General features: G+C 71.4%; 10 protein-coding genes and 3 pseudogenes. 2 read left to right on the forward strand and 11 right to left on the reverse strand.

The genetic code is table 11. From position 1 onward, the window contains the following. Positions 1-216 precede the first annotated feature (216 nt). The 5 genes and pseudogenes from HOY81_RS17805 to HOY81_RS17820 all read right to left on the reverse strand — a co-directional run. On the reverse strand, positions 217-1,902 hold the full coding sequence (locus tag HOY81_RS17805; protein WP_237321430.1) for a ribonuclease J: 1,686 nt from the start codon (positions 1,900-1,902) through the stop codon (positions 217-219). Between the two features lie 105 nt (positions 1,903-2,007). Next, positions 2,008-2,907: a 4-hydroxy-tetrahydrodipicolinate synthase gene (dapA, locus tag HOY81_RS17810; RefSeq protein WP_237321431.1), complete on the reverse strand. Its 900-nt coding sequence runs from the start codon at positions 2,905-2,907 to the stop codon at positions 2,008-2,010. Between the two features lie 176 nt (positions 2,908-3,083). Next, positions 3,084-3,533: pseudogene (gene thyX, locus HOY81_RS27605) on the reverse strand (FAD-dependent thymidylate synthase); the annotation flags it as partial. A gap of 3 nt (positions 3,534-3,536) precedes the next feature. Continuing rightward, positions 3,537-4,283: pseudogene (locus tag HOY81_RS17815) on the reverse strand (HNH endonuclease); the annotation flags it as partial. Between the two features lie 159 nt (positions 4,284-4,442). Continuing rightward, positions 4,443-4,685 (reverse strand): annotated as a pseudogene (locus HOY81_RS17820) (FAD-dependent thymidylate synthase); the annotation flags it as partial. 248 nt (positions 4,686-4,933) lie between these two features. Between HOY81_RS17820 and HOY81_RS17825 the strand changes: the two are divergent. Together HOY81_RS17825 and HOY81_RS17830 are read left to right on the forward strand one after the other, a co-directional pair. Further along, complete coding sequence (locus tag HOY81_RS17825) at positions 4,934-5,170, forward strand: hypothetical protein (protein ID WP_237321432.1); 237 nt, start codon at positions 4,934-4,936, stop codon at positions 5,168-5,170. 92 nt (positions 5,171-5,262) lie between these two features. Then, the gene (locus tag HOY81_RS17830) at positions 5,263-5,832 is read left to right on the forward strand and encodes a hypothetical protein (RefSeq protein WP_237321433.1); all 570 of its coding nucleotides are present in this window, start codon (positions 5,263-5,265) and stop codon (positions 5,830-5,832) included. A 76-nt stretch (positions 5,833-5,908) separates the two neighbouring features. Here HOY81_RS17830 and HOY81_RS17835 read toward each other — a convergent pair whose 3' ends face one another. The 6 genes from HOY81_RS17835 to eccD all read right to left on the reverse strand — a co-directional run bounded on the left by HOY81_RS17835 (position 5,909) and on the right by eccD (position 13,065). Beyond that, the gene (locus tag HOY81_RS17835; protein ID WP_237321434.1) at positions 5,909-6,367 is read right to left on the reverse strand and encodes a hypothetical protein; all 459 of its coding nucleotides are present in this window, start codon (positions 6,365-6,367) and stop codon (positions 5,909-5,911) included. Between the two features lie 2 nt (positions 6,368-6,369). Then, the gene (dapB, locus tag HOY81_RS17840) at positions 6,370-7,125 is read right to left on the reverse strand and encodes a 4-hydroxy-tetrahydrodipicolinate reductase (RefSeq protein WP_237321435.1); all 756 of its coding nucleotides are present in this window, start codon (positions 7,123-7,125) and stop codon (positions 6,370-6,372) included. A gap of 93 nt (positions 7,126-7,218) precedes the next feature. Next, positions 7,219-8,598: a pitrilysin family protein gene (locus HOY81_RS17845; protein WP_237321436.1), complete on the reverse strand. Its 1,380-nt coding sequence runs from the start codon at positions 8,596-8,598 to the stop codon at positions 7,219-7,221. Then, positions 8,595-10,823, reverse strand: coding sequence for a polyribonucleotide nucleotidyltransferase (locus HOY81_RS17850; protein ID WP_237321437.1), 2,229 nt, complete (start codon positions 10,821-10,823; stop codon positions 8,595-8,597). Before HOY81_RS17850 ends, HOY81_RS17845 begins: the two co-directional genes overlap by 4 nt. A gap of 315 nt (positions 10,824-11,138) precedes the next feature. Continuing rightward, positions 11,139-11,429, reverse strand: coding sequence for a 30S ribosomal protein S15 (gene rpsO, locus HOY81_RS17855; RefSeq protein ID WP_237321438.1), 291 nt, complete (start codon positions 11,427-11,429; stop codon positions 11,139-11,141). Between the two features lie 160 nt (positions 11,430-11,589). After that, positions 11,590-13,065, reverse strand: a complete 1,476-nt coding sequence (gene eccD / locus HOY81_RS17860; protein ID WP_237321439.1) for a type VII secretion integral membrane protein EccD — start codon at positions 13,063-13,065, stop codon at positions 11,590-11,592. Positions 13,066-13,266 lie beyond the last annotated feature (201 nt).

Raw genomic sequence — 13,266 nt, forward strand, 5'->3', positions numbered from 1 at the left:
GGACGCTGCCATCGGAACCCCTCTCAGGATTCCTCCGGGCGCTTCCCTTCGGTGTTTTCCACCTTACCAGAGGATCTTCGTTCCGATTTCCGGTCCGATGCTCCCCTCGCTCGGGCCTCCCGAGCAAGACTGCTCCGGTTCCCGTTGCGGTGGAGCCGTAAACGTACTGGAGCGGGGCGCCGCGATGCAAATCGAGGCGCCCCGCTCCGCGTCGCGTCAGACCTCGACGACCACGGGGAGGATCATCGGGCGCCTGCGGTAGCTCTCGGAGACCCACTTGCCGACCGCGCGGCGCACGAGCTGCTGAAGCTGATGGGGCTCGGAGATGCCGTCCTGGGCCGACTTGGCCAGGGCCTCGTCGATCCGGGGGATGACGGCCTCGAAGTCCGCGTCGTCGATGCCGGAGCCCCGGGACTGGATGTGCGGACCGCCGACGATCTTCCCGGTGCTGCTGTCCACCACCACGAAGACCGAGATGATGCCCTCGTCGCCCAGGATCCTGCGGTCCTTCAGCGAGGACTCGGTGACGTCTCCCACCGACAGCCCGTCCACATAGACGTAGCCCGCCTGCACCTTGCCGACGATCTTCGCCTTGCCCTCCACCAGGTCGACGGCCACCCCGTCCTCCGCGATGGCGATACGGTCCTGCGGGACCCCGGTGAGCGCGGCGAGCTCGGCGTTGGCGCGCAGGTGCCGCCACTCGCCGTGTACCGGCATGACGTTCCGCGGCCGGCAGACGTTGTAGAAGTACAGCAGCTCGCCCGCCGAGGCGTGCCCGGAGACGTGGACCTTGGCGTTGCCCTTGTGCACGACGTTGGCGCCCCACCGGGTGAGCCCGTTGATCACGCGGTACACGGCGTTCTCGTTCCCCGGGATGAGCGAGGACGCGAGGATCACCGTGTCGCCCGGGACGATCCGGATCTGGTGGTCGCGGTTGGCCATCCGGGAGAGCGCGGCCATCGGTTCGCCCTGGGAACCGGTGCAGACGAGCACGACCTCCTCGTCCGGCAGGTCGTCCAGCGCCTTCACGTCCACGACGAGCCCGGCGGGCACCCGGAGGTACCCCAGGTCACGGGCGATGCCCATGTTGCGGACCATCGAGCGGCCGACGAAGGCCACCCGGCGTCCGTACTCGTGTGCGGCGTCGAGGATCTGCTGGATGCGGTGGACGTGCGAGGCGAAGCTGGCGACGATGATCCGCCGCTGCGCTCCCGCGAAGACCTGGCGGAGCACCTGCGAGATATCGCGCTCGGGCGGCACAAAGCCCGGCACCTCGGCGTTGGTGGAGTCGCAGAGCAGCAGGTCGATGCCCTCCTCCCCCAGCCGGGAGAAGGCCCGCAGGTCCGTGAGGCGGCCGTCGAGTGGAAGCTGGTCCATCTTGAAGTCGCCGGTGTGCACCACCAGCCCGGCGGGGGTGCGCAGGGCGAGCGCCAGCGCGTCCGGGATGGAGTGGTTGACCGCGACGAACTCGCAGTCGAAGGGGCCGACCCGCTCCCGGTGGCCCTCCGAGACCTCGAGGGTGTACGGCCGGATGCGGTGCTCCTGCAGCTTGGCCTCGATGAGGGCCAGCGTGAGCTTGGAGCCGATGAGCGGGATGTCCGGCTTCTCGCGGAGCAGGTAGGGGATGCCGCCGATGTGGTCCTCGTGACCGTGCGTGAGGACGATGCCGTCGATGTCGTCGAGGCGGTCCCGGATGGAGGTGAAGTCCGGCAGGATCAGGTCGATGCCGGGCTGCTCCTCCTCGGGGAAGAGCACTCCGCAGTCGACGATGAGCAGGCGCCCGCCGTACTCGAACACCGTCATGTTGCGGCCGATCTCGCCCAGGCCGCCGAGCGGGGTGACGCGGAGTCCACCCTCCGGGAGCCTCGGCGGCGTACCGAGCTCGGGATGCGGATGACTCAAAGGACTCTCCTCACCACGCGCGCCACGCGCCCGGCAGGGGGCACGTGGCGCGAGCGATTCTTTTCACTTGCTGTGTTCTTCGGTATGGAGTTGTGAAGTCTGTGGTCAGAGATGTACCCCGCCGGCCGCCAGATCGCGCCTGAGCTGCTCGGTCTCCTCGGGGGAGAGCTCGACGAGCGGCATGCGGAGCGGTCCCGCGGGCATCCCCTGCAGAGCCAGCGCGGCCTTGGTGGTGATGACGCCCTGGGTGCGGAACATGCCGGTGAAGACGGGCAGCAGCTTCTGGTGGATCTCCGTGGCCTTGACCACGTCCCCGCTGACGTGCGCCTCCAGCATGGCGCGCAGCTCGGGGGTGACGAGGTGGCCGACGACCGAGACATAGCCGATCGCGCCGACCGAGAGCAGCGGGAGGTTCAGCATGTCGTCGCCGCTGTACCAGGCCAGGCCGCTGGTGGCGATGGCCCAGCTCGCACGGCCGAGGTCGCCCTTGGCGTCCTTGTTGGCCACGATCCGGGGGTGCTCGGCCAGCCGGACGATGGTCTCGGTGTTGATCGGGACACCGCTGCGGCCGGGGATGTCGTAGAGCATCACCGGCAGGTCGGTGGCGTCCGCGATGGCGGTGAAGTGCCGGTAGAGCCCCTCCTGCGGCGGCTTGCTGTAGTACGGGGTGACGGCCAGCAGGCCGTGGGCTCCGGCCTCGGCGGCCTCGCGGGCCAGCTTGAGGCTGTGCTCGGTGTGGTTCGTACCGGCTCCGGCCACGACATGGGCCCGGTCCCCGACGGCCTCCACGACCGCGCGCACGAGCTGAGCTTTCTCCACATCGCTGGTGGTGGGGGACTCGCCGGTGGTGCCGCTGACGATCAGGCCGTCGTTGCCGGCGTCCACCAGATGGGCGGCGAGCTGCTGCGCGCCGTCGAGATCGAGCGCGCCGTCCGCGGTGAACGGCGTGACCATGGCGGTCAGGACCCGCCCGAAGGGCGTCTGCGGTGTGGAGGTCGGAGCCATGGGTCCCACGCTACTCGCAGCAGGCGGTCTCCCGCTCCCTCGGGGCCGTCGGTCAGGGAACCCGGCACTGTCTGCTCGGGGGTTCAGGCAGTGCCGGGTCCGTGTGTTCAGCCTAGATGAACTACGCGAAACGTCGCAATACGGACACCGCGCGGCGCGCGCCGGGTTGCGTGCGCCTATGGCGCGACCCGGCCGTTCGCGTTGAACGCCGCATACGTCAGCGGCATGAGCTCGGCCCAGCGCGCCTCCATCCGCTCCGCCACCATCTCGATCTCGCGCTGCGGGAAGGACGGGACGCGGGCCTCCTCGTGCCGGGTGCGCAGGCCGAGGAAGTGCATCAGCGAGCGGGCGTTGCAGGTGGCGTACATCGACGAGTAGAGGCCCACCGGGAGGACCGCGCGGGCCACCTCGCGGGCGACCCCGGCCTCCAGCAGCTCCCGGTAGGTCTCGTACGCCTGTGCGTACGAGTGGGTCATGGCCTCTCTGACCAGCTTGTGCTGCTCCTGCGTCCCGGCCGTGAACTCGTACTTGCCGGGGCGCCCCTGCTGCACCAGCTTCCGCTCCTCGTCCGGGACGTAGAAGACCGGCTGGAGCTCCCGGTACCTCCCGGACTCCTCGTTGTACGAGTTGTGCACGACGATGCCGTTGGCCAGGAAGTTGTGCCAGGGTCCCTCGACCGAGAGGTCGTACGTCATCTCCTCGCCGTCGGGAATCACCGAAGCGACCTCGTCGGGTCGCGCCACAGCCACCTTGCCGCCCCGGACGGCCCGGGCCTGCTCGGCCGCGCTCTTCTCGGTGTGACACGCCTGGCAGGCGGGCGCCAGGTTACCGGCGTCCAAGGCGCGCTGCAGATCGTCCACGACCGGGACGACGTGATCGAGTGCGAGCTGAGCACGGGGGAAGCGTCCCGCACACACATGGCAGACGTCCTCCTCGGCGATCAGCCGGTCACGCTGCATCGATGTCCACACGCCGATGCCACGCCGGAGGCTGGGCGGTACGAGGCGCTCGGTCGGGCGGGCCGCCGTCCCGGCGACCATGACCGCATCTCCTGGAGCCAGCTCACCGGCCTTGCACCAGCCGTCCGGCGTGAAGACCGCATGATCCACCGAACAGCGCAATTCCCGCCCCTGCCGAGTCCTGATCTTGAGCAGCGGCTTCACGCCGGACTCGATGACGTCCAGGATCGGGGCACGCTGAGCGGCGAGGCTCTCCTCGTCATAACAGCGCACGTGGTTCCTGCGGACCGAGGCAAGCCTGCGCAGCCGGGTGCTCGGGTTCTGCTCACGGAACTCCAGGACGGCGCTCTGGGCGGCTTCCCGGGTCTCGTGCAGACCCAGATAGTGGTACGTCCCGCGGAGACGGACCTGAGCCATCCACTTCTGCGCCTTGCGGTGCCACGTCACCCCACCCGCGGACCAGGGGAGAGAATCCTCCACGCCCTCGTGCCACTGCCGGTACAGCTCCGCGATCGGCTTTCGGCGGAGGTTCCCCGCTTCGCTCACCAGGGTGATCTCCGTGTCCCCGGCCAGGCACCATCCGACCCGGTGCCGGTGGAACTCGCGGAAGACGAAGAGGGGCGCGCTGACGAAGAAGGTCATGGAGTTGTGCTCGAACGGGCTGCCGTGCCGGTCCCGCATCAGGAAGTTGATCAGCCCCTTGGAGCGCTCCGGGTCCTTGGAGAGCTCGTCCAGGGACTGCTCGCCGGCGGTGGAGACCCGCGCCGCCCACAGCACGTCCGTGTCGGCCGCGCTGTGCTTGACCAGCTCGACCGTCATGTCACTGCGGAAACGGGGGGCGGGGGCCGGGGTGTCGGCGTCGGTCACCGGCGGGGTCCTTCCGGGTCTGTCGTTCACCAGGTCGCCTCAGCCTACGGCCCGGCCGCAGGCGCGCGAGCGGCACCGCCGGGGCGCCGGGTTGCGGATCGGTGACGAACCCCGGAAATCGGGCACTCAGGAGGAGGCCGGGACGTTCAGTCCGGTACAGGCCGCATATGGCCGGAACGACATGATCAGGAGTGGCCCAGATGGTTCGTCGGGGAGAGCCCGTCCCGTACACCTTCGTCGCCGAGGCCGAGCGGTTCCGCAGCGATGTGACGCCGCCGCCGCGGCCGCGGCGCAGCCCGCGGCAGATAGCCGGTGGCGTGCTGCTGGCGCTGACCGTGATATCGGGCCTGGTCGGATCGCTGCTGCTCGGGGTCCCGGCTCTCGACGCGGAGCGCCACCGCGACGGCGACCCGCCGGCCGCGCGCAACGGGCGCTGACCCGGCACGGGCAGGGCCGGGGGTGGCCGGTCCCCGCGGGGCTCGCTAGTCTCACCCGTCACAGACCCCGCACATCGTGACCGAGGACCGCCGTGCCCCTGACCTTCCTGACGGCCGACCGGGAAGCGGATACCTTCCCGGCATCCGAGACCCCTCTCCCGTTCGAGCAGCGGGACCACTGGCGGCGCCCGTACCGGCCGGGGCCCTGGCGGGTGGGCGGTGCGGCCCTGCTGCTGCTTCTGACGGCCTATCTGCTCATCTCCGCCGTGATCATCGCGATGGCGGGGGCCTCCTCCGGCGCGCTGAGCTGTGCGGCGGCGGCCGCCGTGATGGTGGCGACGGCGCTGCGGCTGCTCCGGATGGGGGTGTGGGTCAGCGGTCGCGGTCTGCGGCACACGGGCCTGCTCCGCACGGTGACGTTCCGCTGGGAACGAGTCGCCGGCGTACGCACGGCCCAGCAGCCGGTGCGGTGGCTCGGGCTGCCCCGCACGGTGCAGGGCCAGGCGCTGGTGCTGGTCCGCGGCCGTGGCGGCGGGGAGCCGCGCGTGCTGCTGACCGACCGCAACGCGGACTTCCTGGGGCGGCGCGAGGCCTTCGACCGGGCCGCCGACGTCATAGAGTCCTGGGCCGACGAGGCGCGCTCCCTCGGCCGGTCGGGCTGACCGGATCGGGCCGGCGGGACGCCCCGCCGGCAGGCGCTGACCGGTTCGGTGCCCCGGCCGCGGGCGGCGACCCGGTTCAGTCCGCGGCGTGGGTCCGCTCGCCGTCGTGCAGGGCGATCGCGCGCTGCATCGCCCTGCGGGCTCGTGGGGTGTCGCGGGCGTCATGGTAGGCGACGGCCAGCCGGAACCAGTTCCGCCAGTCGTCCGGTCCGGCCTCGGCCTCCGCGCGGCGTCGCGCGAAGACCGCGTCGGCCGAGACGCGGTCGATGCGACCACCCGGCGTCCGCTTCAGCTCGTCGACGGGCAGTCCGCCCTCGGCGTCCAGCTCGCGGGCGAGACGGTTGGCGTTCCGTGCGAAGCGGGTGTTGTGCCAGAGGAACCAGGCGCCGATCGCGGGCAGTACCAGCACGGCCGCGCCGAAGGCGACGGTCAGGGGCGTGCCCTGCCGGATGAGCAGCACGCCGCGGCTGCCGACCAGGACGAAGTAGACGACCAGGACGGCGGCCAGCGCGCAGTAGGTGAGCCGGGCGCGCACGGTCAGTCCAGATCCATGAAGTGTTCCAGCCCGTAGGTCAGGCCGGGGGCGGAGCCGACGCGGCGGACGCCCAGGAGCACGCCGGGCATGAAGGAGCCGCGGTTCATCGAGTCGTGGCGGAGGGTGAAGGTCTCCCCGTCGTCACCGAAGATCACCTCCTGGTGCGCGACCAGCCCGCGCAGCCGCACGGCGTGCACCGGCACGCCGTCCACGTCGGCCCCGCGGGCGCCCTCCAGGGCGCTGGTGGTGGCGTCGGGCTGCGGCGGGCAGCCGGCCTCCCGGCGGGCCTCGGCGACGAGCTGGGCGGTGCGGACCGCGGTGCCGCTGGGGGCGTCGGCCTTGCCGGGGTGGTGCAACTCGACGACTTCCACGGATTCGAAGAAGCGAGCGGCCTGCCGGGCGAACCGCATGGTGAGGACGGCGCCGATGCCGAAGTTCGGCGCGATGAGCACACCGGTGCCGGGCACGTCGCCGAGCCAGCCGCGGAGCCGCTCCAGGCGCTCCGGGGTCCAGCCGGTGGTGCCGACCACGCCGTGGATGCCGTGCCGCACGCAGAACTCGAGGTTGTCCATGACGGAGTCCGGGTGGGTCAGCTCGATCGCGACCTCGGCACCCGCCTCCGTGAGGGTCTCCAGGGCGTCCCCGCTGCCGAGGGCGGCGACCAGCTCCAGGTCGTCGGCCGCCTCCACGGCGCGTACGGCCTCGGAGCCCATCCGGCCCTTGGCGCCGATGACCGCCACCCGGGTTCGGTTGCTCATGGGGTGCTCATTCTCCTGTCGTGCTCGGTGCGGGCCCGCGGCGGTCGCGGGGCGTGGTGCCGCGGGTCCAGTCTGCCCCGTCCGCGTCCCGGGTCAGGCCACGGCCTCGTGCAGGTGCGCGGCCTGCCGGTCGGTGAGAGGGCCGATCGCGGAGAGCGAGGGCCGGGCGCCCAGCACGTCGCGGGCCACCTCGCGGATCGTGTCGGGCGTGACCGCGGAGATCCGGGCCAGCATGTCGTCCACGGACATCTGCTCGCCCCAGCACAGCTCGCCCTTGCCGAGCCGGTGCATCAGGGCCCCGGTGTCCTCGAGGCCGAGCACGGTGGAGCCGGAGAGCTGGCCGACGGCCCGGTGCACCTCGTCGTCCGTGAGTCCGTGCCGGGCCACCCGGTCGAGTTCCTCTCGGCAGATCTTGAGCACGTCCGGTACCTGGCTGGGACGGCAGCCGGCGTAGACGCCGAAGAGGCCGCAGTCGGCGAAGCCGGAGGTGTAGGAGTAGGTGCTGTAGGCGAGGCCGCGCTTCTCGCGGATCTCCTGGAAGAGCCGGGAGCTCATGCCGCCGCCGAGGGCGGCGCTCAGCACGCCGAGAGCCCAGCGCCGCTCGTCGTTGCGGGAGACCCCGGGCAGCCCGAGGATCAGGTGGGCCTGCTCGGTGCCGCGCTCCAGCAGGTCGACGCGTCCCCCGCCTCGTATCGCCCGGCTGCCGCCGCGGGGTCCGACGGGCGCCGCGTCCGCCGTACGGGCCAGGGCGCCGGCGCGATCGAAGGCGGCCTGTACCTGGTGCACGACGCCGGCGTGGTCGAGGTTGCCGGCGGCGGCCACGACCAGGTGGGCGGGGTCGTAGTGCTTGCGGTAGAAGCGGGCGAGGCGGTCCCGGGTGAGCGCGTTGACCGTGTCGACGGTGCCGAGGACGGGACGGCCCAGCGGGGAGTCGCCGAGCATGGTGTGTGCGAAGAGGTCGTGTACGCAGTCGCCGGGGTCGTCCTCGGTCATCGCGATCTCTTCGAGGATGACGCCGCGCTCGGCCTCCACCTCCGCGGGGTCGATCACGGAGCCGGTGAGCATGTCGCAGACCACGTCGATGGCCAGCGGCAGGTCGGTGTCGAGCACCCGGGCGTAGTAGCAGGTGAACTCCTTCGCGGTGAAGGCGTTCATCTCGCCGCCGACGGCGTCCAGGGCCGCGGAGATGTCCAGTGCCGAGCGCCGTTCGGTGCCCTTGAAGAGCAGGTGCTCCAGGTAGTGCGTGGCGCCGTTCAGGGCGGGGGTCTCGTCCCGGGAGCCCACGTGCGCCCAGATGCCGAACGTGGCGGAGCGGACCGCCGGCAGGGTCTCGGTGAGGACCCGGAGCCCGCCGGGGAGGATCGACTTGCGGACGGTACCCGTGCCGTTCTCCCCCTTCAGCAGCGTCGATGTACGGGCGACGGCCCGCCCCCCGGTGGAGGGGCGGGCCGTCGTGCGAGGCGTACGCGTCACTTGGCGGCGTCGTCCTTCCCGTCGCCGTTCTCGGACTCGCCGTTCTCCTCGTCGAGAACCGGGATCAGCGAGAGCTTGCCGCGCTGGTCGATCTCCGCGATCTCGACCTGCACCTTCTGGCCGACGCCGAGGACGTCCTCGACGTTCTCCACCCGCTTGCCGCCGGCGAGCTTGCGGATCTGCGAGATGTGGAGCAGGCCGTCCTTGCCCGGGAGCAGGGAGACGAAGGCGCCGAACGTGGTGGTCTTCACGACCGTGCCCAGGTACCGCTCGCCGACCTCGGGCATCGTCGGGTTGGCGATGCTGTTGATCGTGGTGCGGGCGGCCTCGGCGGCCGGCCCGTCGGCGGCACCGATGTAGATGGTGCCGTCGTCCTCGATGGTGATGTCGGCGCCGGTGTCCTCCTGGATCTGGTTGATCATCTTGCCCTTCGGGCCGATGACCTCACCGATCTTGTCCACCGGGATCTTCACCGTGATGATCCGCGGGGCGTTGGGGGACATCTCGTCCGGGACGTCGATGGCCTCGCTCATCACGTCGAGGATGTGCAGCCGCGCGTCCCGGGCCTGCTTGAGGGCCGCGGCGAGCACGGAGGCCGGGATGCCGTCCAGCTTGGTGTCGAGCTGGAGCGCGGTGACGAACTGCCGGGTGCCGGCGACCTTGAAGTCCATGTCGCCGAAGGCGTCCTCGGCGCCGAGGATGTCGGTCAGCGTCACGTAGTGGGTCTCACCCTCGATCTCCTGGGAGATCAGGCCCATGGCGATGCCGGCGACCGGAGCCTTCAGCGGCACTCCGGCGTTCAGCAGGGACATGGTGGAGGCGCAGACCGAGCCCATGGAGGTCGAGCCGTTGGAGCCGAGCGCCTCGGAGACCTGGCGGATGGCGTACGGGAACTCCTCCCGGCTGGGCAGCACCGGCACCAGGGCCCGCTCGGCCAGCGCGCCGTGGCCGATCTCCCGCCGCTTCGGGGAGCCGACGCGGCCGGTCTCGCCGGTGGAGTAGGGCGGGAAGTTGTAGTTGTGCATGTACCGCTTGCGGGTCACCGGGGAGAGGGTGTCGAGCTGCTGCTCCATACGGAGCATGTTCAGCGTGGTGACACCGAGGATCTGCGTCTCGCCGCGCTCGAAGAGCGCCGAGCCGTGCACCCGCGGGATCGCCTCGACCTCGGCGGCGAGCGTACGGATGTCCGTGACGCCGCGGCCGTCGATGCGCTTCTTCTCCTTGATGACGCGCTCGCGCACCAGGGTCTTGGTCAGCGAGCGGTAGGCGGCGGAGATCTCCTTCTCGCGGCCCTCGAACTGCGGCAGCAGCTTCTCCCCGGCCAGGGCCTTCACCCGGTCCAGCTCGGACTCGCGCTCCTGCTTGCCGGCGATGGTGAGGGCCTGTGCCAGCTCGTCCCGCACGGCCTCGGTGAGGGCGTCCAGCACGTCGTCCTGGTAGTCCAGGAAGATCGGGAACTCGCCGGTCGGCTTGGCGGCCTTGGCCGCCAGATCGGACTGGGCCTTGCACAGCACCTTGATGAAGGGCTTGGCGGCCTCCAGGCCGGCGGCGACGAGCTCCTCGGTGGGCGCCTCGGCGCCGCCCCGGACGAGCTCGACGGTGTGCTCGGTGGCCTCGGCCTCGACCATCATCACGGCCACGTCGCCGTCCGGCAGCACACGGCCGGCGACGACCATGTCGAAGACGGCCTCCTCCAGCTCGCTGTGGGTGGGGAAGGCCACCCACTGGCCGCGGATCAGGGCGACCCGGGTGCCGCCGATGGGCCCGGAGAAGGGGAGCCCGGCGAGCTGCGTGGAGCAGGAGGCGGCGTTGATCGCGACCACGTCGTAGAGGTGGTCGGGGTTGAGCGCCATGATCGTCTCGACGATCTGGATCTCGTTCCGCAGGCCCTTGCGGAAGGAGGGGCGCAGCGGACGGTCGATGAGCCGGCAGGTGAGGATGGCGTCCTCGCTGGGCCGCCCCTCCCGGCGGAAGAAGGAGCCGGGGATCTTGCCCGCGGAGTACATCCGCTCCTCGACGTCGACCGTGAGGGGGAAGAAGTCGAGCTGCTCCTTCGGCTGCTTGGAGGCGGTGGTGGCCGACAGGACCATGGTCTCGTCGTCCAGGTAGGCCACGGCGGAGCCGGCGGCCTGCTTGGCGAGGCGGCCGGTCTCGAAGCGGATGGTGCGGCTGCCGAACGCGCCGTTGTCGATCACGGCTTCGGCGTAGTGGGTTTCGTTCTCCACCAGGGGATTCTCCTCGTCCGTGTCCGCCGCCGTGCGGCGGCGGACCGTGGGTGGCGGAGCGCTCCCGGTGCGGTGCCGGTCTTCGATCGAAGCACCCGGCATCCGTGTCACGTCCGGGGGCCACTACCGAGGACCGGCGTCGGGGGACGCGCTCTGCCTCGTCAGTCTGTGTTCACTTGTGGCGTATGCAGATGTTTTGCGTCGTGGGACCAGATTACAAAGTTTCCGGCTCCCACGAGAGGTCACGGGCCGGGCCCGGTGATACGGCGAGAGGAGCGGCCCCCGGCGTACGGGAACCGCTCCCCTCCACGTGTGCTAGCGGGCGCCTGCCGCGCCCCGGCGGATGCCGAGCCGCTCGACGAGGGCACGGAACCGCTGGATGTCCTTCTTCGCCAGGTACTGCAGCAGGCGGCGGCGCTGGCCGACCAGCAGCAGCAGACCACGGCGGGAGTGGTGGTCGTGCTTGTGCATCTTCAGGTGCTCGGTCAGGTCCGAGATGCGCGCCGAGAGCAGGGCGACCTGGACCTCGGGGGAGCCGGTGTCACCCTCCTTGGTGGCGAACTCGGAGATGATGGACTTCTTCCTTGCTGCGTCGAGAGACGACACGCGAACTCCTCAGGGGTCTGGCCGCCGAGCGCCCCTGGTCTGCGTCACAGGGGAACCTTCGGTCACTCGGGAGGCCTGGTCAGCTTACCAGCGTGCGACCGGTGCCCGTGCCGGGGGCCGGGCCCCGGCACGGGCACCGGTGCGCCGGCCGCGCCCCGGGTCAGCTCGTCATGCTGCGGGCGGCGGAGTAGACCTCCAGCACGGCCAGGCAGAGCGGCACGAGGGTGAGCAGCACGAAGGTCTCGAAGATCTCCAGGAACCGGGCCCAGAAGGGGGTCACACCCTTGCTGGGCACGATGAGCCCGATGGCCGTGACCAGGGCGGCGGAGAACGCGAGGGCCGCGGTGAGCCAGATCGTACGGAGGCTGAGCGCTGAGTCGTCCCCGGTCACGAACGCGGCGACCATGTCCGCCGACGGGTTGAGGGCGAGCCCGAGGCCCAGCAGGGCGATCGCGGCCAGCCCGGCCACCAGGGCGCAGCCGACCTGCGCGGTGTAGCGGAAGAGCCGGGCCCGGAGCAGCATGGACAGGCCGGCGGCGAGCGCCAGCAACTGACCCCAGCCGGCGTCGGAGAAGCCCAGAACGGCGGCGGCGCCGACGACCACGGCGGCGCAGCCGCCGACGAGGCCGACCAGCATCTCGTGGCCGCGGCGGGCCTGGGCGGCGATGCGGTCCGCGTCCACCGGGCCGTCGGTGTCCGGGGCGGCGTCCGGGTCGTCGTCGTACCGCAGGGCGCCGGGCTGCGGAGTGGTGTAGCCGATCGGCAGCCGCGCGAAGCGGGAGGAGAGGCCGGGCAGGAAGGCGAGGAGGCCCACGGCGACCGGGACGCAGAGTGCGGCGGTCTCCACCGGGCGGATGTCGTTGAGGATCGCGACGAAGGTGATCAGGGTGCCGACGGCGGCGGCGAAGGCGGCGGCGACGAACGGCCCGTCGCCGCTCGGCGTGGCCACGATGAGGACGACCGAGGCGACGAGCACGGCCACACAGCCGAGCAGGAACTGCAGCCGGCCGATGCCGCCGCCGTCCTCCAGCGGCAGCAGGCCGGAACCGGCGATCATGACGTGCGGCAGCGCGCCCAGCCCCAGGGCGATCGCCGCGGGGCGGTCGTCGTAGACCCGGGCGCGTACGGCCGCGAAGGCCACCAGCAGCACCCCGGCCACGGCGGCGAGGATGCCCGGCAGACTGTGCATGTCGTGCCGCACCGGGTCGGCGAACCAGAGCACGAAGGCCATCAGCACCAGCAGCACCAGGCCGCCGACGAGACCCGCGCCGCGCATCAGCCCGTCGTTCCACAGGGTCCGGTCCCGGGTCACCGCGGAGGCGACGGCGTCGGACACGTCGTCGTAGACGGCGGGCGGCAGGGACTCGGCGAACGGGCGGAGGCTGAGGACCTCGCCGTCCAGGATGCGCTGCGCGGCGAAGGACCGGGCGCCGTCCAGGACCGTGCCGTCCCGGCGCACCAGGTGGTAGCCCACGGGGGCGCCCTCGGCCGGTGTCTGGCCGCTGAGGCGCAGGATCTCCGGGTAGACGTCCGCCACCGGGATGTCCTCCGGCAGGGCCACGTCGATCCGGCTGTCCGGCGCGACGATGGTGACCCGGCAGAAGCCGGTGGCGGCCGCCGATGCCGTCGTACTCACCTTGCGATCCCCCTCATGGGCTGCTCACTGGCTCCATCCCGCGCACAGTGCGGGCGCCTCGCTCCGCGCGTTCCCGGTGGTTCCGCCGGTTCCCGCGGCGCTCTTCACGAGGTCCCCGCACGTCCTCCACGACGGCGGCCGGTGCCGCTCCGGCGGGCGCCCCTTCGCTGCTGTGCACATGTCGCGCGACACCCTATCGCT

It is taken from the genome of Streptomyces sp. JJ36, assembly GCF_021696945.1.
GTDB lineage: Bacteria > Actinomycetota > Actinomycetes > Streptomycetales > Streptomycetaceae > Streptomyces.

Coding starts and splice junctions, on each gene's coding strand:
- dapA (WP_237321431.1), bottom strand. CDS start 2,907: ATGGCTCCGACCTCCACACCGCAGACGCCCTTCGGGCGGGTCCTGACC.
- HOY81_RS17825 (WP_237321432.1), top strand. CDS start 4,934: ATGGTTCGTCGGGGAGAGCCCGTCCCGTACACCTTCGTCGCCGAGGCC.
- dapB (WP_237321435.1), bottom strand. CDS start 7,125: ATGAGCAACCGAACCCGGGTGGCGGTCATCGGCGCCAAGGGCCGGATG.